This is a genomic window from Telluria sp. ZB4P34, assembly GCF_059686055.1.
In genome coordinates this window covers 12,992-38,267 of the sequence record NZ_JCASIF010000006.1, presented here as the reverse complement: position 1 = coordinate 38,267, position 25,276 = coordinate 12,992, and the positions used below count along the sequence as shown (strand labels likewise).

Genomic DNA, 25,276 nt, shown 5'->3' with positions numbered 1-25,276 from the left:
CATGTCCGAGCTGCGGCGCCTGCGCGCCTTCACCCTGATCGAACTGCTGGTGGTGCTGGGCATCGTGGCCCTGCTGCTCACGCTCGCGGTGCCGCGCTTCTTCCCGAGTATCGACGCCAGCCGCGAAACCATCCTCGAAGAAAACCTGCGCAATACCCGCGCGGTCATCGACCAGTTCCGCGCCGATACGGGACGCTACCCGGATTCGCTGGAACAGCTGGTCGAGAAGAAATACCTGCGCGCGCTGCCGATGGACCCGATCACCGAGAGCCGCGCGACCTGGGTGGTGGAGCCCCCGCCGGACGGCGAGCAGGGCGAGGTCGGCAACGTCAAGAGCGGCGCACCCGGCAACGGCCGCAAGGGCACACCCTACGCGGAGTGGTAACGTGCGCAGCTTCGCGGTCGCGGGACGCCAGGCCGGCTTCACCTACCTCGGCCTGATCATTTTCGTCTTCATCATCGGCATGGTGGGCGCCGCCACGCTGAAGATCGGCGCGCTGCTGCAGCGCGCCCATGCCGAACAGGAGTTGCTGGAGATCGGCGCGCAGTTCAGCACGGCCCTGCGCACCTATGCCGAAGCGACCCCGCGCGGCCAGCCGACCCAGCCGCGCACGCTGCAGGAACTGCTGCGCGACACACGCTTCCCTTATCCGCGCCGGCACCTGCGCAAGATCTTCGTCGACCCGGTCAGCGGCAAGGCCGAGTGGGGACTGGTGACGGCCGGGGAGGGCGGACGCATCCTGGGCGTGCACAGCCTGTCGCAGGCGGCCCCGCTCAAGGTGGGCAATTTCGACAAGCGCTTCCCCGGCTTCGACAATCGCGAACACATCGCGGACTGGAAGTTCATGGCCGAGCAGCAGGGCGCCGGGGCGCCGCTGACGCCGGGCGCCAGGCCGTCGGGCATGCCGCCGCTGCCGGGCAGCGCGCCGCCGGGCAGTTTGCCGCCCTCCCAGCCGCAGCCGGCGCCTGTTCCGTCAGCGCCGCCGCGCGAGCCCGCACCGCGTCCTGAGCCGGCGCCCGAGCCTGAGCCGCCAGCGGACGGGCAGAACGATGCACCAGCCGAGGAGGCGCCTGGGCGTCCGGAGGTAGAGGAAAACGGAGCAAAGGAGAGGACTGACACGACCCGCGGCCACTGAAGCGCCGCGGGTCCATTTTTTTGGCTCTGTCAACCTTATGTATGGATGAGGGAGGAACTGCTGAGCCAATTCGCTGTCGAACACCGGTCACGACAGACGGGGAACGAGCATGCGATCGCCTCAGTTCACAAAGTGGTTTGCCAAACTCCCTGCGCTGAATGTCCCCCAGCGCCTCAAGACACTCGCGGCCCTGCAACCGGCCGCCGGGCCCGAGCAGGTGATCTCGCTCATCACCGAGATCGGCGCCACCGCCCGGCGCTGCCCAAGTTGCGCCTGTGATCGATACCACCGGCATGGCCAGGCGAACGGCCTGCAGCGCTACCGCTGCCGCGCCTGCGGCCGCACGTTCAACGACCTGAGCGGTACACCGCTGGCGCGGCTGCGGCTGCGCGATAAATGGCTGGATTACCTGGGCACCATGCTCGAATCGAAGTCGGTGCGGGCAAGCGCCCGCCAGGTCGGGGTGCACCGCAACACCGCCTTTCGCTGGCGCCACCGCTTCCTGCAGCGGCCCCGGGACGACCAGCCCCGGCAGCTCAACGGCATCGTCGAGGCTGATGAAATGTTCTTGCTGGAATCGCAGAAGGGCTCGCGCAAGCTGGACCGGCCGGCGCGCAAACGCGGCGGCAAGGCGGGTCGGCGCGGCATCTCAAGAGAGCTCGACTGCATTCTGGTAGCGAGAGACCGTAGCGGACAGACCGTCGACGCTGTAACTGGCCGCGGCGCGCTGACGGCGCCGCAACTGGAGCGTCACCTGCTACCCAGGCTGGATCGGCAAGTGCTCCTGGTAAGCGACGCGCATGCGGCGTACCGCAGCTTCGCCCGCAAGCACGGCATCGCGCACGAGGCCGTCAACCTGCGTGCCGGCGTGCGAGTGCGCCGGGGCGCTGCCGGCGCCATCCACGTGCAGCACGTGAATGGCTACCACCAGCGATTCCGGCAATGGTTGAGCCGGTTTCGTGGGGTGGCCTCGCGTTACCTGCCCAACTACCTGGGCTGGCGCCGCGCGCTCGATGGCGACCGGGTGAGTACTGCGCAGCAATTGCTGCGCATTGCGATCGGGGTCATCAACAGTTAGCGCTGACAGCGCCTTTTTTTTGTCGAAAATGTTTACACTTGATTTCGGGCTGCGGCAGTAGAAGCCCTGCTTTTCCCTGTGAATACAAGCATTGTGCTTGTCTATGCGCGGCGAATCGCTGTCGAAAATTCTTACATTGCAATTTCGTTTGCCTGTAAGAAATCGTTGGCATGGACATTGCTTTCGATTGGGACATGTTTCGTTCCAAGTGGAAATAACAAGGAAATACAATGATCTCGTCCAAACGTTTGCTCGCCAGCCTCTCGCTCAGCCTTCCTCTCATGTTTGCCAGCAGCGCCAGCCAGGCAAGCCTGATCGGCCACTGGACCTTCCAGGGCGATGACCCGCTCCAGGACAAGACCTATAGCTTCGGCCGGGTGGAACTGCTGGGTAATGCAAGTGTTGCCAATGGTAAGTTGACGCTGACCGGAGAAGGAAGTACCCCGACCGGCTGGGCCCGTATCAACGACTACTTTGGTGCGAGCATCCAGAGCAAGACCATGGTTGTCTGGGCCTCTTTGACCGGACTGAGCTCCTCTGCGACCGCCGGCAGCCTGATGACGGTGGACAAGAAGTTCTCGGACGTCTTCGACGGGATCGTATTCGGCGAACATACGGCCAACCGCTGGATGGCCGGCAGCAACAATTGGCAGCGTACCGACACGGCAGCCCTCGGCTACACGGAAACCAGCCCCAACTAGCTTGTCCAGCTCGCTTTCACCTACGAGCAGGTGGACTTCAACCAGGTGCGCATCTCCGGCTACCGCAATGGCGTCGACATTGGCAGCTATCTCGCCATCGGCAATTCTTCCTGGAGCATGAACAATACCGAAATCATTTTCGGCGCGCGCCATACGGTGGGCGGCAACGCGCCGGGCGGACTGAATGCGGTGCTGAGCGAAGCACGGCTGTATGACACGGCCCTGAGCCAGACCCAGATCCAGGCCCTGTCGATGGAGGCGGACGTACCGGAACCGGCCTCGCTCGCCATCCTCGGCCTTGGACTGGCCATGCTGGCCGGCGCTCGCCGGCGCCGCCAGGGGCGCTAAGCGGAGCGGATTCCCGCGCCACGGCAGAAACGCAAGGGGCAAGGCGGCGGCGCCTTGCCCCTTTTTCGCAGGTACGTGCTTATTTGGCGCGGCGCTTGAAGTCGCGCGGGCGGAAGCCCAGCGCCAGCAGCACCGCGAAGTAGGCGGCGGCCGCCACCGTGATGATCGCTGCCAGCGCACCGGCACGCAGCAAGGGCGTAGCGCGCATCGCGATCCAGTCGAACTGGATCTGGCTGAACCAGGATACGGCGCCCATGACGCTGACTGCAAGCAGCAGCTTGAGAAGGAACATGCCCCAGCCCTGCTGCGGCACGTAGATGCGGCGCCGGCGCAGGCCGGCGTACAGGAGGGTCGCGTTGATGCAGGCGCCCACACCGATCGACAGCGCCAGCCCGGCCACGCCGAACAGCGGCACGAACACGATGTTCAGCAACTGCGTCGCCACCATCACGCCGACCGCGATCTTCACCGGCGTGCGCACTTCCTGGCGCGCGAAGAAGGCCGGCGCCAGCGTCTTGACCAGGATGAAGCCGAGCAGTCCGGCGGCATAGGCCATCAGCGGCAGGTAGGCGCTGACCACGTCCGCGTCGTCGAATTCGCCATAGTGGAACAGGGTGGCGATCATCGGCTCGGCCAGGGTCGCCATGCCGACTGCCGACGGAATAGCCAGCAGGAAGGTCAGGCGCAGGCCCCAGTCCAGCAGGGAGGAGTATTCCTCGGTGTCGCCATCGGTGTTCGCCTTGGCAAGGCCCGGCAGCAGGATGGTGCCGAGTGCGACGCCCAGCAGTGCGGTCGGCAGTTCCATCAGGCGGTCGGCATACTGCAGGGCGGAGACGGCCCCCGGTCCCTGCCAGGCGGCGATGGTGGTATTGATCAGCAGGCTGATCTGGGCTGCGGCGACGGCGAAGACGGCCGGCCCCATCTTGCCGAGCATGCGGCGCACGCCGCTGTCGCGCAGCCCGGTCATCGGATTGAGCGACAGCCGTGGCAGCATGCCGAGCTTGAGCAGAGGCGGGATCTGGATCGCCACCTGCAGCACGCCGCCGATGCACACCCCTACCGCCATCGCGTAGATCGGCTGGGCGAAGTAATCGGCCAGCACCACGGCGGCGAAGATGAAGGACAGGTTCAGCAGGACCGGCGTGAACGCCGGTATCTTGAACTGGCGCCAGGTGTTGAGGATCCCGCTTGCCAGCGCCACGAAGGCCATGCAGGCGATATAGGGGAACATCATCTGGGTCATGACGACAGCGGCGTCGAAGGCTTTCGGCTCGTCCTGCAGGCCGCCGCCGATCCAGTAGATCAGGAGCGGCGCGGCCACGATGCCGGCAATGCTGGTAAGTACTGTTGCCCAGATCAATACGGTGGCGACATGGTCAACCAGGGTCTTGGTGGCGTCCTGGCCGTGCCTGGTCTTGTATTCGGTCAGGATCGGCACGAAGGCCTGCGAGAATGCGCCTTCGGCAAACAGACGGCGCAGCAGGTTGGGAAGGCGGAAGGCGATGTTGAAGGCGTCGGTGAAGTACGAGGCGCCGAAGGCGGCCGCGAACAGGCTTTCGCGCAGCAGGCCGGTGACACGGGACACCATGGTCATGCTGGAAATAGCGGCAAGGGTACGGAGCAGGTTCATGGCGGGCGATTATACTTGGGCAACACTGTCCGGCGCCGCTGCACGTGAGGATAAAGCGCGATTTATCGCTTGGGCTGACGTGCCGATGGCGACAATTATCCATTTATGAATTGCCCTGTCCGCAAACCTTCGCTATAATCGTGGGCTGTACTGAATTCTGTTAGCAGACACGAATCGTTGGGCAGGCACTCGTCGGACATCAATGAGACGCCAGTTTCACTCGCGAATGTTTGCAAACGCAACTTGACCCCGATTTAGGAAATTTCATGGCAAATACCGCACAAGCGCGCAAACGCGCTCGTCAAGCAGTTAAGCAAAACGCGCACAACTCGTCGCAGCGTTCGACCCTGCGTACCGCAATCAAGGCAGTCCGCAAGGCCATCCAGGCTGGCGACAAGGCCGCTGCAACCACCATCTTCCAGCAGTCCGTGTCGACCATCGACAGCATCGCTGACAAGAAGATCATCCACAAGAACAAAGCAGCCCGCCACAAGAGCCGCCTGGCTGCTGCCCTGAAGGCACTGTCCGCTTAATTAGCGAGGTGCGTGCGGCCTGGGCCGCGCAGGCAGTTCTGTGCAGAGCAAGACCCGCCCGACTTCGGTCCCGGCGGGTTTTGTCGTTTGTTGCGCCGTTGTTGCCCCCCCTTTGTTGCCCCCCCTTGTTGCCCCCCTTGTTGCACCTTGTTGCGCCCCTCGATTCCGCAGCTTCCCCGCCTCGCGCGCAGCGGGCGCATATCTTAAAACCATGGCGCACAGTAAAATACTGGTGCATAATGTGAAACGCCGTCTTATGTCTTATAGAAGACTTCGCGCAGTGTGCGAATCAAGACCCGAGCGTTACCACCTGTTTTTTGACATCGTGCGACCCGCGCGATCATCGAGGAAAAAGCGTATGAGCAGTGATCCGACCATCATCTACACCCTGACCGACGAGGCGCCGCTGCTGGCGACGCACGCCTTCCTGCCTGTCGTCAGCACCTTCACCAAGCCGGCCGGCATCAAGGTCGAGCAAGCCGACATCTCGGTTGCCGCGCGTATCCTGGCGCAGTTCCCGGAAAACCTGGCTCCGGAACAGCGCGTTCCGGATGTGCTGACTGAACTGGGCAAGAAGACGCTCGAGCCGGACGCGAACATCATCAAGCTGCCGAACATCTCGGCCTCGGTGGGCCAGCTGACCGCCGCCATCAAGGAACTGCAGGGCAAGGGCTACAATCTGCCGGACTACCCGTCCGACCCGAAGACCGACGAAGAGAAGACGATCAAGGCCAGGTACGGCAAGTGCATCGGCTCGTCCGTGAACCCGGTGCTGCGCGAAGGTAACTCCGACCGCCGCGCGCCGAAGGCCGTCAAGGAATACGCCCGCAAGAACCCGCACTCGATGGCGCCCTGGTCGCAGGCATCGCGCACCCACGTGTCGCACATGACCCACGGCGACTTCTACCACGGCGAAAAGTCGATGACCCTGGACGGCGCCCGCGACGTCAAGATGGAACTGGTCACCAAGGGCGGCCAGACCATCGTGCTGAAGCCGAAGGTCGCGCTGCAGGCGGGCGAGATCATCGACTCGATGTTCATGAGCCGCAAGGCCCTGCTGGCCTTCTACGAGCAGCAGATCAACGACGCCAAGGCAACCGGCGTGCTGTTCTCGCTGCACGTCAAGGCGACCATGATGAAGGTCTCGCACCCGATCGTGTTCGGCCACTGCGTGCGCATGTTCTACAAGGAAGCCTTTGAAAAGCACGGCGCCCTGTTCGACAGCCTCGGCATCAACGTCAACAACGGCATGGCCGACCTGTACAACAAGATCGCCACGCTGCCGGCCTCGCAGCGCGAAGAGGTCGAGCGCGACCTGCACGCCTGCCAGGAAAACCGTCCGGCGCTGGCCATGGTCGACTCGACCAAGGGCATCACCAACTTCCATTCGCCGAACGACGTGATCGTCGACGCGTCGATGCCGGCCATGATCCGCGCCGGCGGCAAGATGTACGACGCCACCGGCTCCCTGAAGGAAGTCAAGGCGGTGATCCCGGAATCGACCTTTGCCCGCATCTACCAGGAGATCATCAACTTCTGCAAGTGGCACGGCGCCTTCGATCCGAAGACCATGGGCACCGTCCCGAACGTGGGCCTGATGGCGCAGCAGGCCGAGGAATACGGCTCGCACGACAAGACCTTCGAGATCCCGGAAGACGGCGTGGCCAACATCACCGACCTCGCCACCGGCGAAGTCCTGATGAGCCAGAACGTGGAAACCGGCGACATCTGGCGCATGTGCCAGACCAAGGACGCGCCGGTCCGCGACTGGGTCAAGCTGGCCGTGACGCGCGCGCGCAACTCGGGCATGCCGGCCGTGTTCTGGCTCGACCCCTACCGTCCGCACGAGAATGAGCTGATCAAGAAGGTCAAGACCTACCTGAAAGACCACGATACCAGCGGCCTGGACATCCAGGTCATGTCGCAGGTGCGTGCGATGCGCTACACCCTGGAGCGCGTCAAGCGCGGCCTGGACACCATCTCGGTGACCGGCAACATCCTGCGCGACTACCTGACCGACCTGTTCCCGATCCTGGAACTGGGCACCTCGGCCAAGATGCTGTCGATCGTCCCGCTGATGGCCGGCGGCGGCATGTACGAAACCGGCGCCGGCGGCTCGGCGCCCAAGCACGTGCAGCAGCTGACCGAAGAGAACCACCTGCGCTGGGATTCGCTGGGCGAGTTCCTGGCGCTGGCCGTGTCGCTGGAAGACCTGGGGCTGAAGACCGGCAACGAGAAGGCCAAGGTGCTGGCCAGGACCCTGGACGCCGCCACCGGCAAGCTGCTGGACAACCGCAAGTCGCCGTCGCCGAAGACCGGCGAACTCGACAACCGCGGCAGCCAGTTCTACCTGTCGATGTACTGGGCCCAGGAGCTCAGCGCGCAGACCGACGATGCCGAACTGGCGGCCAAGTTCGCGCCGCTGGCGGAGCAACTGGCGGAGAATGAACAGACGATCGTTCAGGAACTGCTGGCGGTGCAGGGCCAGCCGGCCGACATCGGCGGCTACTACAAGGCGGATGATGCGAAGGTGAAGGCGGTGATGCGTCCGAGCGCGACCTTCAATGCGGCGCTGGAGTCGTTCGCGGCTTGAGCGATAGACTGCTTCGATTGAAAACGCCGGCTTCCATGCCGGCGTTTTTCGTAGGGTGGTCGGCTCCGCCGACCGCGCGTTCAAATTACCTTGAAACGATGCACCTTCACAATTCACCTACTGTTTGAACGCGTGGGCGGGGAACCCGCCCACGCTACAGGTATCGGACTTCAATGAATTCGCCCGGCATCAAGGGATGCGTCGCCAGCGAAAACGGCCCGATGCTCGAGCGCACCAGGCGCAAGGTCGGCAATCCCACCGCCGCCGTCATCCTGCGCACCTGGCGGTTCTTTCCTTCCTCGAGTGTGATCGCGATCCAGCTGGTCGGCTTCTCCTGCCGCGCCCGGATCGGCGGATTGCGCGGCCACAGCCACTCCGGCTCGGCGATGCGCAGCGCCTTGCACGGCCTGGTGACGAAGTCGCCCAGGTCCAGCGGCGCCTGCAGGCGCGCCAATGCGGTCGCGTCCACCACGCCATCCACCTGCACCAGGTAGGTCTTGGCTTCCTTGTGGTCCGGGTGCGCGATCTTGTGCTGCAATTTGCCGTCGTCGGTCAGGAGCATCAGCCCTTCGCTGTCGGCATCCAGGCGCCCGGCAGGGTAGATGTTGGGAATGTCCAGGTAATTTGCCAGGGTCTCGCGGCCGTCCTGGGCCGAAAATTGGCACAGGACCTGGAACGGTTTATTGAAGAGGATCAGAGGCATGGAAGGGGAATCGGTAGATAAAAGGTGCTGCGTAGCGCCTCGGAAAATACTGGTGCATAATGCAAGATGCTACGACGATGTCTTATAGAAGACTTGGGAGCTATTCCGCATTGTAATTCCGCATTCTAGTTCATGTTGCATGCGGCGCCCCATGGCGCAACCGCAGCCTGCCAGCGACCACATTGGGAGAACACGATGTACCAACAAATCAAGGTCCCGGCCGACGGCCAGAAAATCACCGTCAACGCCGACTTCTCGCTGACCGTGCCGGATAATCCGGTCATTCCGTACATCGAGGGCGACGGCACCGGCGTCGACATCACCCCGGTCATGCTCAAGGTCGTCGATGCGGCCGTGGCCAAGGCCTACGGCGGCGCGCGCAAGATCAGCTGGATGGAAATCTACGCCGGCGAGAAATCGACCAATGTGTATGGTCCCGATGTGTGGCTGCCCGCGGAAACCCTGGAAGTACTGAAGGATTACGTGGTGTCGATCAAGGGCCCGCTGACCACCCCGGTGGGCGGCGGCATCCGTTCGCTCAACGTCGCGCTGCGCCAGGAACTCGACCTCTACGTTTGCCTGCGCCCGGTGCGTTACTTCGCCGGCGTCCCGTCGCCGCTCAAGCAGCCGGAAAAGACCGACATGGTGATCTTCCGCGAGAACTCGGAAGACATCTACGCCGGCATCGAATGGGCCGAAGGCTCCGAAGGCGTCAAGAAGGTCATCAAGTTCCTGACCGAAGAGATGGGCGTCAGGAAGATCCGCTTCCCCGAGACTTCGGGCCTGGGCGTCAAGCCGGTCTCGCGCGAAGGCACCGAGCGGCTGGTGCGCAAGGCGATCCAGTACGCGATCGACAACGACAAGCCCTCGGTGACCCTGGTCCACAAGGGCAACATCATGAAGTATACCGAGGGCGGCTTCCGCGACTGGGGCTACGCGCTGGCGCAGAAGGAGTTCGGCGCCGAGCTGATCGATGGCGGCCCATGGTGCAAGTTCAAGAATCCGAGGAGCGGCCGCGAGATCACCATCAAGGATTCGATCGCCGACGCCTTCCTGCAGCAGATCCTGCTGCGTCCGGCCGAATACAGCGTGATCGCCACCCTGAACCTGAACGGCGACTATATCTCCGACGCGCTGGCGGCCCAGGTGGGCGGCATCGGCATCGCGCCGGGCGCCAACATGTCGGACTCGGTGGCGATGTTCGAAGCGACCCACGGCACCGCGCCGAAGTATGCCGGCAAGGACTACGTGAATCCGGGCTCGCTCATCCTTTCGGCAGAGATGATGCTCCGCCATATGGGCTGGGTCGAGGCGGCCGATCTGATCATCGGCGCGATGGAGCGCGCGATCACCTCGAAAAAGGTCACATACGACTTCGCGCGCCTGATGGAAGGCGCCACGCAGGTGTCGTGCTCGGGCTTTGGCGAAGTAATGATCGAACAGATGTAAGCCGCGCCGCGCTCGATCCGCTTCCGCTAGGATGAAAGCCCCGTCTTCGGTAGAAGCGGGGCTTTCTCTATCCGACGGAGGTGGCCGTGGAGCCGGGATTTGATGTCGAACGGATCGGGCAATTCATCTATGGTTTCCACCATTTTTTCTCGCCAGACGAATTGCACGGCTTGCCGGATGCCGGCACCGTGCCGCCTGCACTGGCCGAGCGGGGCGCCGGGCTGGCGCGCCGTTTCGAAGCGGTGCTGGCCGAGTTGGGAGACGCGCCGGACGCGGTCAGCGGCGAGCGCCTGGAAGCCTTGTTGCGAGACGCGCGCACCCTCGCAGCCGAATTAGCGTACGCTCGTAATTAATGAAGAAAGAGGCGGGAGCCGGAAACGAGGGACAGGGGCGAAAAAAAACCCCGCATACGCGGGGTTCCTTGCTTCCGGGAGGGACGATTAGGTGCCCTGGATGTTGGAAGCTTGCTTGCCTTTCGGGCCCTGCGTGACTTCGAATTGGACTTTTTGACCTTCTTTGAGAGTCTTAAAACCGTTCATGTTGATTGCGGAGAAGTGCGCGAACAGATCTTCGCCGCCGTCATCAGGAGTGATGAAGCCAAAACCCTTGGAATCATTGAACCACTTAACAGTACCAGTTGCCATAAAAGAACCTTCAAATAAAAACAAATCACACGAGCCATAAAAGCAAGAAGCTTCTTGCCCCCTCCTCAGCCTGCTCACTTCTTATCAACAAGTACATAAGTACAATGTCAATGACTGCATTGTTGGCGGAACAATCATTGAAGTCAAGCGGTTTTAGGGGCCTGTTGCCAAATTTTTCACGGCAGAGGTAACGCGGCTCTTGATTTCGTCAATTGGAGCGCCATCTGCGCATAAATCGGAAAACGCGTAACATGGAAGCACATGAGAACAGGCTGATGTTTACGCTTGGCACAGACTTTGAAAGCATTAGAATACGTCCATGGCTACGAAGCATGACACCGAACAGCTGCTGGAGCGGCAGACCGTAAAACCGCCACCCCTGTACCAGGTGGCGTTGCTGAACGACGATTACACGCCGATGGAATTCGTGGTTGCAATCATCCAGGAGTACTTCAACAAGGATCGCGAAACGGCGACCCAGATCATGCTTTCCGTGCACCGTCACGGCAAGGGCGTCTGTGGAGTGTTTTCCAAAGATATAGCGTGTACCAAAGTGGAGTTTGTCTTAACGCATGCGCGTAAGGCAGGGCACCCCCTGCAGTGCGTGATGGAGGAAGTATGATTGCGCAGGAACTTGAAGTATCCCTACACATGGCCTTTGTCGAAGCCCGCCAGGCACGCCACGAGTTCATCACCGTGGAACACCTGCTGCTGGCCCTTCTCGACAACCCATCAGCCGCCGAAGTCCTGCGTGCGTGCGCGGTCAATATCGAAGACCTGCGCAAGACCTTGACTAATTTTATCGGTGATAACACCCCGACCGTGCCCGGCACGGGCGAGGTCGATACCCAGCCGACGCTCGGATTCCAGCGCGTGATCCAGCGCGCGATCATGCACGTGCAGTCGGCCTCGAACGGCAAGAAGGAAGTCACCGGCGCCAACGTGCTGGTGGCGATCTTCGGCGAGAAGGACTCGCACGCCGTCTACTACCTGCACCAGCAGGGCGTGACCCGCCTCGATGTGGTCAATTTCATTTCTCACGGCGTGCGCAAGGACCAGCAGCTCGACACCAGCAAGGCGTCGGAAGGCGTGGAAGAGGCGCAGGTCGAAGGCCAGGCCAAGGAAAGCCCGCTCGACCAGTTCACCCAGAACCTGAACAAGTCGGCTGCCGACGGCAAGATCGATCCGCTGATCGGCCGCGAGGAAGAAGTCGACCGGGTCATCCAGATCCTGTGCCGCCGCCGCAAGAACAATCCGCTGCTGGTGGGCGAGGCCGGTGTCGGCAAGACCGCCATCGCGGAAGGGCTGGCATGGCGCATCGTCCAGGAAGACGTGCCCGAGATCCTGCAGAATGCCGTCGTGTTCTCGCTCGACATGGGCGCGCTGCTGGCCGGTACCAAGTACCGCGGCGACTTCGAGCAGCGCCTGAAGGCCGTGCTCAAGCAGCTCAAGGACACCCCGAACGGCATCCTGTTCATCGATGAAATCCACACCATCATCGGCGCGGGTTCCGCTTCCGGCGGCACGCTCGACGCATCGAACCTGCTCAAGCCGGCCCTGGCCAACGGCCAGTTGAAGTGCATCGGCGCGACCACCTTCACGGAATTCCGCGGCGTGTTCGAGAAAGACCATGCGCTGTCCCGCCGCTTCCAGAAGGTGGACGTGAACGAACCCTCGGTCGAGCAGACCGTGGCGATCCTGCGCGGCCTGAAGTCGCGCTTCGAAGAGCACCACGGCGTGAAATATTCGGCCTCGGCGCTGTCCACGGCAGCCGAACTGGCGGCGCGCTTCATCAACGACCGCCACCTGCCGGACAAGGCCATCGACGTGATCGACGAAGCCGGTGCTGCGCAGCGCATCCTGCCGAAGTCGAAGCAGAAGAAGACCATCGGCAAGACGGAAATCGAGGACATCATCGCGAAGATCGCGCGGATCCCTCCGCAGACCGTCAACCAGGACGACCGCAGCAAGCTGCAGACCATCGACCGCGACCTGCGCAACGTCGTGTTCGGCCAGGATCCTGCGATCGAGGCGCTGTCGGCCGCGATCAAGATGGCGCGCGCCGGCCTGGGCAAGACCGACAAGCCGATCGGCTCCTTCCTGTTCTCCGGTCCGACCGGCGTCGGCAAGACCGAGGTCGCCAAGCAGCTGGCCTTCATCCTGGGCATCGAGCTGGTGCGCTTCGACATGTCCGAGTACATGGAACGCCACGCGGTGTCGCGCCTGATCGGCGCGCCGCCGGGCTATGTCGGCTTCGACCAGGGCGGCCTGCTGACCGAGGCCATCACCAAGAAGCCGCACGCGGTGCTGCTGCTGGACGAGATCGAAAAAGCCCACCCGGACATCTTCAACATCCTGCTGCAGGTGATGGACCACGGCACGCTGACCGACAACAACGGACGCAAGGCCGACTTCCGCAACGTGATCATCATCATGACCACCAACGCGGGCGCCGAGAGCCTGACCAAGCGCTCGGTGGGCTTCGTGGACTCGAAGCAGGCAGGCGACGAGATGGCCGACATCAAGCGCATGTTTACGCCGGAGTTCCGCAACCGCCTGGACGCGACCATCAGCTTCCGCGCGCTGGACGAAGACATCATCCTGCGCGTCGTGGACAAGTTCCTGATGCAGCTGGAAGAGCAGCTGCACGAGAAGAAGGTGGAAGCGGTCTTCAGCGAGAAGCTGCGCAAGTTCCTCGCGAAGAAAGGCTTCGACCCGCTGATGGGCGCGCGTCCGATGTCGCGCCTGATCCAGGACATGATCCGCAAGGCGCTGGCCGACGAGCTGCTGTTCGGCCGCCTGGTCAACGGCGGCCGCATCACCGTCGACCTGAACGAGAAGGACGACGTCGTGCTCGAGTTCCCGGAAGGGGACGTTGCGCCGCCGCCGGCTCCGGCCGAGACGGTCGAGATCGAGTAATCGATCGGTGGCTTAGCAAGAACCGCGCCTCGAGCGCGGTTTTTTTCGCGCTGCCCGAGCGCACGTACTCTGACCAGGATTTTTTGCGTGTATGCACGTCGCGCGGCAGCATACGTATGGCAAACTCTTCCTCTTGAGTAACCCCTTGCCATCGTGAACATGACCGTGTCCCGCACCATCCTCGCGCATTTGCTGTTCCCTTCGCTCGCCCTGATCGGCAGCCAGGCCGCCGCCGCCGACCCCTATTTCCGCTTCCCCGCGATCCGCGGCGACAGCATCGTCTTCACCGCCGAGGGCGACCTGTGGCGCACGACCACGGAAGGCGGCAAGGCCACCCGCCTGACCACGCACCCTTCGAGCGAAACCCAGGCCGCGATCTCGCACGACGGCAAGCATGTTGCTTTCGCCGCCTCCTACGAGGGCGCGCAGGAAGCCTTTGTGATGCCGATCGAGGGCGGCCTGCCCAAGCGCATCACCTTCGAGAGCGGCGGCGTGACGGTGCTGGGCTGGACCGCGCAAGGCGAGGTGCTGGTGAGCACCCAGAATTCGGTCGGTCCGTCGCAGCACCGCATCGTCGCGGCGCTCGACCCGGTCAAGATGACGCGCCGCGTGCTGCCGCTGGCGGACGCGAACGATGCCGTGCTCAGCGACGATGGCCGCACCGTGGTGTTCACCCGCATGGGCCTGTCGATGACCAACGATAACGTCAAGGCCTACCGCGGCGGCGCCCACGCCCAGCTGTGGCGCTATGAGCTGGGCGGCAAGGGCGAGGCGATCCGCCTGTTCAAGGACGACAATGCCAATAACCGCCGCGCCATGTGGTGGAAGGGCCGCATCTACTTCATCAGCGACGCCGGGGGCGCCGACAATATCTGGTCGGCGCTGCCTGACGGCAGCGACCGCAAGGTCCATACGAAGCACACGGAGTGGGACGTGCGCACCGCCTCGCTGGGCGACGGCCGCATCGCCTACCAGATCGGCGCCGACCTGCGCGTGCTCGACATCGCCAGCGGCGCCGATGCGCTGGTGAAGGCCAGCCTGGTCTCGGACTTCGACCAGCAGCGCACCCGCCGCGTGCGCTCGCCGCTCGACGCGCTCACCAATATCGACGTCGCCAACAAGGCCCAGCGCATCGTCCTGACCGCGCGCGGCAAGGTTACCATCGCCGGCACCGGCAGCTACCGCCGTGTCGAGATCGCCGTGCCGGAAGGGGCGCGCGCCCGCAGCGCCGTGTTCAGCCACGACGACAAGTGGGTCTACGCCTTCGTCGACACCACCGGCGAGAACGAGATCTGGCGCTACGCCGCCGACGGTTCGGGCAAGGGCGAGCGCCTGACCATCGACGGCGCCAGCCACCGCTCGGGCCTGTACCCGTCGCCGGATGGCCGCTGGCTCGCGCATACCGACAAGAAGGGCCGCACCTGGCTGCTCGACCTGCAGGCCAGGACCAATGTCATCATCGACGACGCCAAGCAGGTCGGCGCCGAGCGTCCGCAGCAGGTGGTGTGGTCGCCGGACAGCCGCAACCTGGCCTTCGTGCGCGTCGGCAGCAGCGAGCAGCGCAACCAGATCGGCATGTACAACCTGGCCAGCAAGTCCATGGCCTTCGTCACCACCGACCGCTACACAGCCGACTCGCCGGTGTTCTCGCCAGACGGGAAGTGGCTGTACTTCCTGTCGTCGCGCCACTTCAACGTCGGCAACGGTGGTCCCTGGGGCGACCGCAACATGGGACCGGTGTTCGACCGCCGCGTCGGCATCTACGCCCTGGCCCTGCAGCCTGGCGTGCGTTTCCCGTTCAAGCCGGAGGACGAACTGACCAAGCCGGAAGAGAAGTCGCCGGAGGCTGCCGCGCGCGCCGCGGTCCAGACCCCGGGCAAGGACGAAGCCGACAAGACCGCCGCCGTGGCCGCTGCTGCTGCAGCGACGGCTGCAGCCGCCTCGAACGATCCCAAGCCGAAGGCGGCGCCGACGCCGGCAGTCGACTATGCCGGCCTGCGCGAGCGGCTCTACGAAGTGCCGATCGCACCGGGTAACTACCGCGCGCTGGCCATCGACGACAAGCGCCTGTACATCCTCGAGTCCGACAACGGCCGCAGCGGTTCGCTCAGGACGCTCGAGATCTCGCGCAGCAGCCCGCAGCCGGAACTGTTCGTCGCCAACGTGCGCGAGTTCGGACTGAGCACGGACCGCAAGCACGTCTTCTACCGTACCTTCAATGCGGCCGGACCGGGCGAGATGGTGATCGTCGCTGCCGGCGCCAAGGCCCCGGCCGACGTGTCGAAGGCGCGCATCAAAATCGACGACTGGGCCGTCAGCACCAATCCGCGCCTGGAATGGAAGCAGATGTTCAACGACGCATGGCGCATGCACCGCGACTTCCTGTACGACGCCAACATGCGCGGCGTCGACTGGGTGGCCGTGCGCAACCGCTATGCCCCGCTGGTCGAGCGGGTCACCGACCGCGCCGAGCTGGACGACGTGCTCGGCATGATGGTGGGCGAAGTGGGCGCGCTGCACTCGCAGATCCGTCCGGGCGACGTGCGCCGCGCCACGGGCGAAGGCGTGCCGTCGAGCCTGGGCGCGGTGCTGTCGCGCGTGGCGGACGGCTTCCGCGTCGACCGCGTCTATCGCAGCGAACCGGAGCTGCCTTCCGAGCGCGGCCCGCTGTCGGCGCCCGACGTGGGAGTGAAGGAAGGCGACGTCATCACCGCCGTCAACGGCAAGTCGCTGATGGAAGCCCGCGACATCGCCGACCTGCTGCTGGACCAGGCCGACAAGCAGGTGCTGCTGCACGTGAAGAGCCAGGGCGCCGGGGCGGCCCGGCCGGTGATCGTCACGCCGGTCAACATGGTGCGCCACGCCAGCCTGCGCTACTCGGACTGGGAGCAGGGCAGGGCACGGCAGGCGGACCAGGCCTCCAAGGGTAGAATCGGCTACCTGCACCTGCGCGCCATGACGGCGCGCGACATCAACGCCTTTGCCCGCGACTTCTACGCCAACATCAACAAGGAAGGCCTGATCATCGACGTGCGCCGCAATAACGGCGGCAACATCGACAGCTGGATCATCGAAAAGCTGCTGCGCCGCTCGTGGGCATTCTGGAGCTCGAACGGCACCCTGCCGCAGTCGAACATGCAGAACACCTTCCGCGGCCACCTGGTGGTGCTGATGGACGAACTGACCTACTCGGACGGCGAAACCTTTGCCGCCGGCGTCAAGGCCCTGAAGCTCGGCCCGCTGGTCGGCAAGCGCACCGCCGGCGCCGGCGTCTGGCTCAGCGACGGCAACGGCCTGGCCGACAACGGCATGGCGCGCGTGGCGGAATTCGGCCAGTTCGCGGCCGATGGCGAGTGGCTGATCGAAGGCGTGGGCGTGGCGCCTGACATCGAGGTGGACAACCTGCCGCACGAGACCTTCGCAGGCCGCGACCGCCAGCTCGAAGTGGCGATCGACGTGCTCGAGAAGAAGATGAGGGAACAGCCGGTCAAGCCATGGAAGCCGGCCGCGATTCCGGCCTTGAAGCGGCATTGGGATGCAGGCGAATCCGGTAATAAAGTGTCGACGACGGGCCAATAAGCATTCTCGACAGGCAGGCAAAGGCTGCAATACGAACGCGGCCTTACCTGCACCGACATTAAATTTCCCGTCGAAAATTCTTACAGATAGTAAAGATTTGTTGGTTCGGCCTTGAAAAAGCCTTTAAAAATAATCACTTGTAGATCTGGTTCGCTTATTGCTTAGTGGATTGCCAGGACGATGCCAACAAGCATCCCATCCTTCAGCCCACTATCGAAAGGGACCATACCAATGCGTTTTCAATCAGTAATTGTTGCGTTCGTATTTGCCGTGGCTGCGCTTTCGCCGGCACGTGCTGCGATCATCACCACGACCTCGGTCGGTGTGCTAACCGATGGCTTCGACCATGTGAATATCTTCGGACAGGGGCTCGACCTTCGCGGCAAGGCGCTCACGCTGACAATCTCCTACGACACCGGGCTTAACACCACGACCCGGCAAGGGCTTGCCGTCCTCAGTGAAGGACTGGCGCCGTTTACCGTGACAGCGACCATCGGCGGCGTCAGTTTCGTCTCCACCGCCAGCCAGGCTGTCGATTTCAATTACACAGCCTTAAGTAACGGCGAACCTGACTGGACTTTTGGAACGTACAGCATGTACGCGGCGGCCATGGGAACGGACCCGGATGGCAGCGAGCGCCTGCCTGTTCCAATTACTGTCGATGTGCGACACTCCGTCAACGCGATCGGCAGTTTCACGACCGGCGCCCCAAGCTTTGACCAGGACTTCACCCATACGTATTCGGTTCCTGCGGGGCCCTATCCTGAGATTTCGCACCTCTACATTTCGACCCGGTTTGGCGGAGTGTTGAGCGCCGTGGCGCACCTGTCGGAATTCAGTATCACCATCGAACAGGAGGAGCAGGTGCCGGAGCCCGCCAGTGTCGGCCTGTTCGGAGCAGGTATCGGATGCCTGGTACTGATGCGTCGGCGAAAGCGCTCTGCATGAGCTTTAAGAAGCAAGCCATGGCGTAATGGGTGCTGCGGCAACAACATGCCGCTCACCCTGTCGTGACATTACCGCACTTGCATGTCATCTTTTTTCATCAGCCTGTCATAGTTAGTTTCTACAATGCAAGTATCTCGTCAACCCAGATACCTGCAATGCCACTCGCAAAGCTCCAGACCGGCACCAAGATCCTTGGCTCGTTCGGCATCGTTTTCTTTCTCATCCTCCTGCTCTCGGCCGTGGCCCTGTGGCGCATGCAGGCCAACGACGCGCTCACCGCCGATCTCGTGTATGACAAGCTGGCCAAGCAACAGCTGACATCGGACCTGCTCGGCATCGAGCGCCTGAACGGTTCGCGCACGCTGGCGATCGCACGCAGCGACAGCCTGGAACTGGCGGACTATTTCGGGGCCCAGCTGGCGGACGGCAAGAAGCGCGCCGTGGAAGTCCAGGCGAAGCTGGCCGCGCTGCCGCGGTCGGCGCGCGAAACCGCCTTGCTCGGCGAGGCGGCCAGGTACAAGGCGGCGCTGGAAAAAACCCAGGCCGCGCTGTTCCAGGCCAAGGAGTTCGGCCAGACCGGGGTGGTCGAGCAGCTCGTCAGCGGCGCCTGGGAGCAGGGCTACAAGGCCCATATCGGCGCGCTGGAAGCCCTGCTGGCCTTCGAGACCGGCGCGGCGCACGGCCTGGCCGAGGAGTCAAGCGCCGCCTCGACCGCCGGCAAATCGCTGGTGCTGGCCCTCGGCCTCGGTGCGCTCGGCGTCGGCGCGGCGCTTGCGTGGATGCTGACCCGGAACATCGTCGGTCCGCTGCAGCAGGCCGTCAGCCTGGCCGAGCAGGTGGCGCATGGCGATCTGCGCCCGGTGATACGGCATGGACGCACGGATGAAATCGGCCGCCTGTTCGATGCGCTCAACGGTATGACCGGCGGGGTGTCCGCCACCGTGTCCCAGGTACTCGCCGGCGCCCAGGCAATCGATTCGGCCTCGCACGAAATTGCCGACGGCAACCAGGACCTGTCGCGCCGCACCGAGCGCCAGGCCTCGAACCTGCGCCACACCGTCAGCGCGATGGAAGAGCTGACCGAAGCCATCGCCCAGAACAATGCCAGCGCCAGGTCGGCGAATGCGCTGGCCAGGTCGGCAGCGAACGTCGCCACCCGGAGCGCGCAGGCGGTCGAGGAAGTAGTGACGCGGATGGGCGCGATCAAGGCCTCGGCCGATAAGATCACGGATATCACCGGCATGATCGACAGCATCGCCTTCCAGACCAATATCCTGGCCTTGAACGCGGCGGTGGAGGCAGCCCGCGCCGGCGCCGAAGGCCGCGGCTTCGCCGTGGTGGCGGCCGAGGTGCGCAGCCTGGCCCAGCACTCGGCCACGGCGGCGAAAGAAATCAAGAAGCTGATCGGGGAGTCGAGCGAAGAGATCGCCGCGGGCACCGACATCGCCGGCACGGCTGGGGAAACCATGCGCGCCGTGCTGGAGCATGTGCACGACGTGGCCGGCCTGCTCGACACCATCTCCACCGCCAGCAGCGAGCAGGCCAGCGGCGTGGCCCAGGTTAGCCAGGCGATCGCCGAGATGGACGAGTCGACCCAGCAGAACGCCGCGATGGTGGAGCAGGCCGCGAGTGCGGCCGAGTCGATGCGCCAGCAGGCGGCCGAGCTGTCGGAGCTGGTGGCGACCTTCAAGCTGCGCACGTCGGCACAGGTGCCGCGCGCGCTGGCGGCTGCATGAGCGCAACATGATGCGGTGATCGGAACATGATGCGATGAGCGGAGCGGCTTGCTGTATCATCCCGCTCCAAGTAAAGAAAGCCGCACATGCTCATCATCACCATCAAACAGGGAAAGGAAGCGGGCCTGCTGGCCGGCGACCCCTGGATCTACCTCTCCGCCATCGACAAGGTCGAAGGTAAACCCCTTGAACGCAGCAAGCAGGGCGCCACGGCGATCGTGCAGTCCTCGTCGCGCCATTTCCTGGCGCGTGCCGCCTACAATGCCAAGTCGCAGATCGCGGCCCGGGTGTGGACCCTGCGCGAGGATGAGCCGGTCGACCACGCCCTGATCAAGCGGCGCGTGCAGGCGGCGGTCGAACGGCGCGCCGCGGCCTTGGCCGGCGCCGATCCGCAGGCCCTGGTCCAGCTGGTCGACGCCGAACAGGACGGGCTGCCGGGCCTGCTGGCACACGGCTACGGCGGCGCGACGGGTTTCCTGGTGTGCCAGTTCAATGCGGCCGGCGTCGACCTGTGGAAGGTGACGGCGGTGCAGGCGCTGATCAAGGCGACCGGCTGTCCCAACGTCTACGAACGCAGCGACGAACTGGTGCGCAAGGCCGAAGGCCTGCCGGTCACCCGGCGCGTGCTGGCCGGCGAGGAACCGCCCCAGCGCCTGACGGTGCGCGAGGGCGGCCGCCTGCTGCCGATGGATATCCGCACCGGCTTCGTGTATCCGCGCTAGATCGCCGCCAGCGCCCGGCGCAAGTCCTCGCGCTGGTCTTCCAGGTGCTCGATGCCGACCGATAGCCGGATCAGGCCGTCGCCGATGCCCAGCTGCGCGCGCTGTTCGGCCGGAATGCTGGCGTGGGTCATCAGGGCAGGGTGCTCGATCAGGCTCTCGACGCCGCCCAGGCTCTCGGCCAGCGTGAACACCTCGCAGGCTTCCAGGAAGCGGCGCGCGCCCGCAAGATCGGTGGCCAGGTCGATCGACACGATGCCGCCGAAACCGTTCATCTGGCGGCGCGCCAGCGCATGCTGCGGGTGCGATTCCAGGCCCGGATAGAACACCTTGCGGACCTTTGGCTCGCGTTCCAGCCACTCGGCCAGTGCCAGCGCGTTGGCGCTGCTGCGCTCCACGCGCAGTGCCAGGGTCTTGATCCCGCGTAGCACCAGGAAGCTGTCGAACGGCCCCTGGATGGCGCCGACCGCGTTCTGGATGAAGCCGAGCTGTTCGGCAAGTAGCGCGTGGCCTTCTTCCATGCCCACCACCGCCACGCCGCCGATCACGTCGGAGTGGCCGTTCATGTACTTGGTGGTCGAGTGCACCACGATGTCGAAGCCCAGTTCCAGCGGGCGCTGGACAATCGGGCTGGCGAAGGTGTTGTCGCACACGGTGATGATGCCGCGCGCGCGGCACAGCTGCGCGATGGCGGCCAGGTCGGCCAGTTTCAGCATCGGGTTGGTCGGCGTCTCCACCCACACCAGCTTCGTCTCGGGCGTGATCGCCTTGCCGAGCGCATCCGGATCGGTCAGGTCGGCGTAACTGAACGTATGGCCGGCGCTCCTGCGGCGCACCCGCTCGAACAGGCGGAAGGTGCCGCCATACATGTCGTCGCCGGCCACGATGTGCGAGTTCGCCGGCAGCAGTTCGAGCACCGCCGCGATGGCAGCCAGGCCGGAGGCGAAGGCGAAGGCCGCGCTGCCGCTTTCGATGTCGGCCACGCAGCGCTCCAGCGCCCAGCGGGTCGGGTTGTGCGAGCGGCCGTAGTCGAGGCCCTTGTGCACGCCCGGGCTCTCCTGGCGGAAGGTCGAGGTGGCGAAGATCGGCGGCATCACGGCGCCGGTGGCGGGCTCCGGCGCCTGGCCGCCGTGGATGACGCGGGTGGCGAGGTGTTTTTTCTGGTCGGTCATGAGAGCGTCCTGCGCAGGTGGTTCAGCAAATCATAGCGGGTGACCAGGCCGTAGAAGCGCTCGCCGTCGTGGATCACGGCGGTCAGGCCGCGGTCGAGGATCTCGCGCAGGTGGCCCATGCTGGCGGTCGGCAGCAGGGTCTGCAGCGAGGACGTCATGGTGCCGGAGACCGGCGCACTGAAGTCTCCCGCGTTTCCCGTAACGTGCAACAGCAGGTCCGATTCGTCGATCAGGCCCGCCAGGCGGCCGTCCGGGCCGATCACGGGCAGCTGCTGCAGGTCGGCATTGCGCATGCGGTTGAAGGCGGTCAGCAGGGTGTCGGTGGGCGCCACCGTGACCACTTCGCCTTCGTCGTAGCGGCGACCGATCAGGTCGCGCAGGTCGCCCGTCCTGGGGCGCGTTTTCAAGCCCTGGTCGACCATCCAGCCGTCGCTGTATACCTTGCTCAGGTAGCGCGTTCCCGTGTCGCACACGAAGGTGACGACGCGCTTCGGGCGGGTCTGCTCGCGGCAGTAGCGCAGCGCCGTGGCCAGCAGGGTGCCGGTCGAGGAGCCCGCCAGGATGCCTTCCTGCTGCAGCAGCAGGCGCGCGGTGCCGAAACTTTCCTCATCGGGAATGGTATAGGCCTTCTTCACCCGCGACAGGTCGGCGATGCCGGGGATGAAATCCTCGCCGATGCCTTCCACCGCCCACGAACCGGCGTCCGTACGCAATACGCCGGTGTTGATGTAGTCGGCCAGGATCGAGCCCTGCGGATCGGCCAGCACGAACTCGAGGTTCGGCTGGGTCTTCCTGAAGTAGCGCGACAGGCCGGTGAGGGTGCCGGACGAGCCGACGCCGACGACGATCGTGTCCAGCCGGTGGTTGACCTGGTCCCAGATCTCGGGCCCGGTGGTGGTTTCGTGGGCGCGCGGGTTGGCCGGGTTGTTGAACTGGTCGGCGAACCAGGCGCCGGGAATCGCGTTCGCCAGGCGCGCCGCGTAGTCCTGGTAATACTCGGGATGGCCCTTGCCGACGTCCGAGCGGGTCAGGTGGATCTCGGCGCCGAGCGCCTTCAGGTGCAGGATCTTCTCGGCCGCCATCTTGTCGGGCACCACCAGTACCACCCGGTAACCCTTGATCCTGGCCACCAGCGCCAGGCCCAGGCCGGTGTTGCCGGCGGTGGCCTCGACCACCGTGCCGCCCGGCTGCAGATGGCCGTCGTGCTCGGCCTGCTCGATCATGGCGCGGCCGATGCGGTCCTTGATGGAACCGCCGGGATTCTGGGATTCGAGTTTCAGGAACAGCTGGCAGGGACCGGTGTCGATCCGGGTGACTTCGATCAGGGGGGTGTCACCGATCAGGGAAAACAGAGCCGCTTGCGACGCATGTTGCATAGTGCCTCCGAGAGGCCGGGCAGGGCCCGGGCGGTGCGTCCGCGGCATGATGCATCACTGCGGCGGACGCTAGTCGAAGAGCTGGCGCTTGCGTGGTTCAATGGGCGCCAGGCCATGTAAAAAAGACATGATACGGCGATAATTTAACATCGTGTTGATCCAGCGCGGATCGAACTTGTAGGGTGGGCGGGTCTTCCCGCCCACGCGTTCAAGCAGACCCGGCATAGCCACACTGTCACTATCCTTCACACGGGACTTGAACGCGTGGGCAAGCAACTTGCCCACCCTACGAACGCTCGCTCCGCAGGCGTCGCCACAGGGTGGTACGGCTGATGCCCAGGTGCCGTGCCGCCGCATCGCGCTGGCCGTTGAAGCGTGCCAGCACGTCGGCAATGCTTTCCGACCCCGCCCCTACGCTGGGCAGCGGCAAGGCTGCTGCCTTGTTTAGCTCAGGGGCAATCGACACCAGGAAACTCGGCGTCAGCGCCTGCAAGGGTTCGGCCGCCAGGAACAGCGCCAGCCGCTCCATCAGGTTGCGCAGCTCGCGCACGTTGCCGGGCCAGGCATACGCTTCGAGCACGGAGGCGCAGGCACGCACCTCGGCATGCAGGTTCGGATGCGGTTTCGCGCCCAGCGCCGCCAGCGCATGCTTGAGCGACCACTCGGCCAGGGGCAGGATGTCCGCGACTCGCTCGCGCAGCGCCGGCAGGGCCAGGCGCAGCACCGCCAGGCGGTAGAACAGGTCGGCGCGAAAGCGCCCCTCGCGCACCCGCGCTTCCAGGTCGCAGTGGGTGGCGCTGATCACGCGCACCTCGATCGGCACCGGCCGCGTGCCGCCCACACGCATCACTTCGCGCTCTTCCAGCACGCGCAGCAGGCGGGTCTGCAGCGCGAGCGGCATTTCGCCGATCTCGTCGAGGAACAGGGTGCCGCCGTTGGCCGCCTCGAACAGGCCCGCGTGGCCGCCGCGCCGCGCCCCGGTGAAGGCGCCTTCCTCGTGGCCGAACAGTTCCGATTCCAGCAGCGATTCCGCGATGGCGCCGCAGTTCACCGCCACGAAGGGGCGGTTGGCGGCGCGCGCCGGGGCCTCGCGATGGATGGCCTGGGCCACCAGTTCCTTGCCGCTGCCGGTCTCGCCCTGGATCAGCACCGTCGCCGGCGAGCGCGCGTACAGCACCACGGTCTGGCGCAGCCGTTCCATCGCGGCCGACTCGCCGCGCAGGTCGTGCAGGCCGCGCCGCGCCCTGCGCGCATCGATGCCGGCGCCGCGCCGGCCGCGATTCGCTTCCAGGTGCGTCAGGCGCGCCATCTCGAGCGCATCGTCGAAGGCCTGGCGGATCGACGCGGCCGAGTACAGGAACACGCCGGTCAGGCCCGCTTCCTCGGCCAGGTCGGTGATCAGGCCGGCGCCGACGATCACCTCGATGCCGGCCGCCTTCAGTTCGTTGATGGAAGCGCGCGCGTCTTCCTCGGTCACGTAGGTCCGCTGCGCGATCGCGATGCCGAAAGTGTCCGCGAACTCGGCCAGTTCGCGCAAGGGCGCCTGGTAGGTGATCACGCCGATGCGCGAGGAAACACGCCGCGCGCGCGCCAGCGCCTGCATCACGTCGAAGCCGCTGGCCTTGGCCACCACCACCGGCACCGAGATCCGGCCCTTGAGGTAGGCGGCGTTCGACCCGGCGGCGATCACGACGTCGCAGCGCTCGGTCGCCAGGCGTTCGCGCAGCGTGCGGGCGGCTTCGTCGAAACCGAGGTGCAGCGGTTCGATCGAGGCGAGGTGGTCGTACTCGAGGGTGATGTGGCGGAACAGGTCGGACAGGCGCGACACCGACACGGTCCAGATGACCGGCTTGTCGCCGCCGTCTGCGGGGCTGCGGGTGGAGGAACTCATGTTGCAAGTGTAGCCGATTCGGTGCGCCGTGTTTCAGCCTGCAACACCGGTCCCTGTCAGTTACGCGTAAGGGAGCGTAAGAATACGGTAAGGGCATACCCGTAGGATGGTCTTCAGCCCT

The 25,276-nt window shown here is 64.6% G+C and carries 21 protein-coding genes; 15 read left to right on the top strand and 6 right to left on the bottom strand.

Annotated features, from left to right (window positions below; genetic code table 11):
- The first annotated feature begins 1 nt into the window (after position 1).
- From AC56KL_RS12340 to AC56KL_RS12320, 5 genes are all read left to right on the top strand, one after another.
- A complete protein-coding gene (locus AC56KL_RS12340) occupies positions 2-385 on the top strand; it encodes a type II secretion system protein (RefSeq protein ID WP_497180636.1) in 384 nt (127 codons plus the stop codon).
- 1 nt (position 386) lies between these two features.
- On the top strand, positions 387-1,136 hold the full coding sequence (locus AC56KL_RS12335) for a type II secretion system protein (protein WP_497180450.1): 750 nt from the start codon (positions 387-389) through the stop codon (positions 1,134-1,136).
- 109 nt (positions 1,137-1,245) lie between these two features.
- Positions 1,246-2,214, top strand: coding sequence for an IS1595 family transposase (locus AC56KL_RS12330; RefSeq protein WP_497180449.1), 969 nt, complete (start codon positions 1,246-1,248; stop codon positions 2,212-2,214).
- Between the two features lie 230 nt (positions 2,215-2,444).
- Entirely contained in the window at positions 2,445-2,915 is a 471-nt protein-coding gene (locus AC56KL_RS12325; protein WP_497180448.1) for a hypothetical protein, read from the top strand.
- 30 nt (positions 2,916-2,945) lie between these two features.
- On the top strand, positions 2,946-3,263 hold the full coding sequence (locus AC56KL_RS12320; RefSeq protein WP_497180447.1) for a PEP-CTERM sorting domain-containing protein: 318 nt from the start codon (positions 2,946-2,948) through the stop codon (positions 3,261-3,263).
- Between the two features lie 79 nt (positions 3,264-3,342).
- Here the strand turns inward: AC56KL_RS12320 and murJ are convergent, their stop codons facing one another.
- Positions 3,343-4,893, bottom strand: a complete 1,551-nt coding sequence (gene murJ / locus AC56KL_RS12315; RefSeq protein WP_497180446.1) for a murein biosynthesis integral membrane protein MurJ — start codon at positions 4,891-4,893, stop codon at positions 3,343-3,345.
- A gap of 266 nt (positions 4,894-5,159) precedes the next feature.
- Between murJ and rpsT the strand changes: the two genes are divergently transcribed.
- Both rpsT and AC56KL_RS12305 read left to right on the top strand, forming a co-directional pair.
- The gene (gene rpsT / locus AC56KL_RS12310) at positions 5,160-5,426 is read left to right on the top strand and encodes a 30S ribosomal protein S20 (protein ID WP_027864728.1); all 267 of its coding nucleotides are present in this window, start codon (positions 5,160-5,162) and stop codon (positions 5,424-5,426) included.
- Positions 5,427-5,784: 358 nt separating this feature from the next.
- Positions 5,785-8,019, top strand: a complete 2,235-nt coding sequence (locus tag AC56KL_RS12305; protein WP_497180445.1) for an NADP-dependent isocitrate dehydrogenase — start codon at positions 5,785-5,787, stop codon at positions 8,017-8,019.
- 154 nt (positions 8,020-8,173) lie between these two features.
- Here AC56KL_RS12305 and AC56KL_RS12300 read toward each other — a convergent pair whose 3' ends face one another.
- Positions 8,174-8,722, bottom strand: a complete 549-nt coding sequence (locus AC56KL_RS12300) for a pseudouridine synthase (RefSeq protein WP_497180444.1) — start codon at positions 8,720-8,722, stop codon at positions 8,174-8,176.
- Positions 8,723-8,917: 195 nt separating this feature from the next.
- Between AC56KL_RS12300 and icd the strand changes: the two genes are divergently transcribed.
- Together icd and AC56KL_RS12290 are read left to right on the top strand one after the other, a co-directional pair.
- Positions 8,918-10,171 (top strand): NADP-dependent isocitrate dehydrogenase, encoded by a 1,254-nt coding sequence (gene icd / locus AC56KL_RS12295; protein ID WP_497180443.1) that lies wholly within the window; start codon positions 8,918-8,920, stop codon positions 10,169-10,171.
- A gap of 86 nt (positions 10,172-10,257) precedes the next feature.
- The gene (locus tag AC56KL_RS12290) at positions 10,258-10,524 is read left to right on the top strand and encodes a hypothetical protein (protein ID WP_497180442.1); all 267 of its coding nucleotides are present in this window, start codon (positions 10,258-10,260) and stop codon (positions 10,522-10,524) included.
- Positions 10,525-10,611: 87 nt separating this feature from the next.
- On the opposite strand, the gene AC56KL_RS12285 is transcribed toward AC56KL_RS12290, so the two are convergent.
- Positions 10,612-10,815 (bottom strand): cold-shock protein, encoded by a 204-nt coding sequence (locus AC56KL_RS12285; RefSeq protein ID WP_091875187.1) that lies wholly within the window; start codon positions 10,813-10,815, stop codon positions 10,612-10,614.
- 319 nt (positions 10,816-11,134) lie between these two features.
- Between AC56KL_RS12285 and clpS the strand changes: the two genes are divergently transcribed.
- From clpS to AC56KL_RS12255, 6 genes are all read left to right on the top strand, one after another.
- Entirely contained in the window at positions 11,135-11,437 is a 303-nt protein-coding gene (gene clpS, locus AC56KL_RS12280) for an ATP-dependent Clp protease adapter ClpS (RefSeq protein ID WP_027864722.1), read from the top strand.
- The gene (gene clpA, locus AC56KL_RS12275; protein ID WP_497180441.1) at positions 11,434-13,734 is read left to right on the top strand and encodes an ATP-dependent Clp protease ATP-binding subunit ClpA; all 2,301 of its coding nucleotides are present in this window, start codon (positions 11,434-11,436) and stop codon (positions 13,732-13,734) included. The genes clpS and clpA overlap by 4 nt, the downstream gene beginning before the upstream one ends.
- A 159-nt stretch (positions 13,735-13,893) precedes the next feature.
- Positions 13,894-17,313: a S41 family peptidase gene (locus tag AC56KL_RS12270; protein WP_497180440.1), complete on the top strand. Its 3,420-nt coding sequence runs from the start codon at positions 13,894-13,896 to the stop codon at positions 17,311-17,313.
- Between the two features lie 231 nt (positions 17,314-17,544).
- Positions 17,545-18,261: a PEP-CTERM sorting domain-containing protein gene (locus AC56KL_RS12265; protein ID WP_497180439.1), complete on the top strand. Its 717-nt coding sequence runs from the start codon at positions 17,545-17,547 to the stop codon at positions 18,259-18,261.
- A 155-nt stretch (positions 18,262-18,416) separates the two neighbouring features.
- Positions 18,417-19,997 carry a methyl-accepting chemotaxis protein gene (locus AC56KL_RS12260; RefSeq protein WP_497180438.1) on the top strand — a complete coding sequence of 527 codons (1,581 nt, stop codon included), beginning with the start codon at positions 18,417-18,419 and terminating at the stop codon, positions 19,995-19,997.
- An 86-nt stretch (positions 19,998-20,083) separates the two neighbouring features.
- Entirely contained in the window at positions 20,084-20,719 is a 636-nt protein-coding gene (locus AC56KL_RS12255; RefSeq protein WP_497180437.1) for a class I SAM-dependent rRNA methyltransferase, read from the top strand.
- Here AC56KL_RS12255 and AC56KL_RS12250 read toward each other — a convergent pair.
- From AC56KL_RS12250 to prpR, 3 genes are all read right to left on the bottom strand, one after another.
- A complete protein-coding gene (locus tag AC56KL_RS12250) occupies positions 20,716-21,888 on the bottom strand; it encodes a trans-sulfuration enzyme family protein (protein WP_497180436.1) in 1,173 nt (390 codons plus the stop codon). The genes AC56KL_RS12255 and AC56KL_RS12250 overlap by 4 nt on opposite strands.
- Positions 21,885-23,264, bottom strand: coding sequence for a pyridoxal-phosphate dependent enzyme (locus AC56KL_RS12245; RefSeq protein WP_497180435.1), 1,380 nt, complete (start codon positions 23,262-23,264; stop codon positions 21,885-21,887). Before AC56KL_RS12245 ends, AC56KL_RS12250 begins: the two co-directional genes overlap by 4 nt.
- 286 nt (positions 23,265-23,550) lie before the next feature.
- On the bottom strand, positions 23,551-25,155 hold the full coding sequence (prpR, locus tag AC56KL_RS12240) for a propionate catabolism operon regulatory protein PrpR (RefSeq protein ID WP_497180434.1): 1,605 nt from the start codon (positions 25,153-25,155) through the stop codon (positions 23,551-23,553).
- Between the last annotated feature and the right edge of the window lie 121 nt (positions 25,156-25,276).

Coding starts and splice junctions, on each gene's coding strand:
- AC56KL_RS12340 (WP_497180636.1), top strand. CDS start 2: ATGTCCGAGCTGCGGCGCCTGCGCGCCTTCACCCTGATCGAACTGCTG.
- AC56KL_RS12330 (WP_497180449.1), top strand. CDS start 1,246: ATGCGATCGCCTCAGTTCACAAAGTGGTTTGCCAAACTCCCTGCGCTG.
- AC56KL_RS12325 (WP_497180448.1), top strand. CDS start 2,445: ATGATCTCGTCCAAACGTTTGCTCGCCAGCCTCTCGCTCAGCCTTCCT.
- murJ (WP_497180446.1), bottom strand. CDS start 4,893: ATGAACCTGCTCCGTACCCTTGCCGCTATTTCCAGCATGACCATGGTG.
- rpsT (WP_027864728.1), top strand. CDS start 5,160: ATGGCAAATACCGCACAAGCGCGCAAACGCGCTCGTCAAGCAGTTAAG.
- AC56KL_RS12305 (WP_497180445.1), top strand. CDS start 5,785: ATGAGCAGTGATCCGACCATCATCTACACCCTGACCGACGAGGCGCCG.
- AC56KL_RS12300 (WP_497180444.1), bottom strand. CDS start 8,722: ATGCCTCTGATCCTCTTCAATAAACCGTTCCAGGTCCTGTGCCAATTT.
- icd (WP_497180443.1), top strand. CDS start 8,918: ATGTACCAACAAATCAAGGTCCCGGCCGACGGCCAGAAAATCACCGTC.
- AC56KL_RS12285 (WP_091875187.1), bottom strand. CDS start 10,815: ATGGCAACTGGTACTGTTAAGTGGTTCAATGATTCCAAGGGTTTTGGC.
- clpS (WP_027864722.1), top strand. CDS start 11,135: ATGGCTACGAAGCATGACACCGAACAGCTGCTGGAGCGGCAGACCGTA.
- clpA (WP_497180441.1), top strand. CDS start 11,434: ATGATTGCGCAGGAACTTGAAGTATCCCTACACATGGCCTTTGTCGAA.
- AC56KL_RS12270 (WP_497180440.1), top strand. CDS start 13,894: ATGACCGTGTCCCGCACCATCCTCGCGCATTTGCTGTTCCCTTCGCTC.
- AC56KL_RS12265 (WP_497180439.1), top strand. CDS start 17,545: ATGCGTTTTCAATCAGTAATTGTTGCGTTCGTATTTGCCGTGGCTGCG.
- AC56KL_RS12260 (WP_497180438.1), top strand. CDS start 18,417: ATGCCACTCGCAAAGCTCCAGACCGGCACCAAGATCCTTGGCTCGTTC.
- AC56KL_RS12255 (WP_497180437.1), top strand. CDS start 20,084: ATGCTCATCATCACCATCAAACAGGGAAAGGAAGCGGGCCTGCTGGCC.
- AC56KL_RS12250 (WP_497180436.1), bottom strand. CDS start 21,888: ATGACCGACCAGAAAAAACACCTCGCCACCCGCGTCATCCACGGCGGC.
- AC56KL_RS12245 (WP_497180435.1), bottom strand. CDS start 23,264: ATGCAACATGCGTCGCAAGCGGCTCTGTTTTCCCTGATCGGTGACACC.
- prpR (WP_497180434.1), bottom strand. CDS start 25,155: ATGAGTTCCTCCACCCGCAGCCCCGCAGACGGCGGCGACAAGCCGGTC.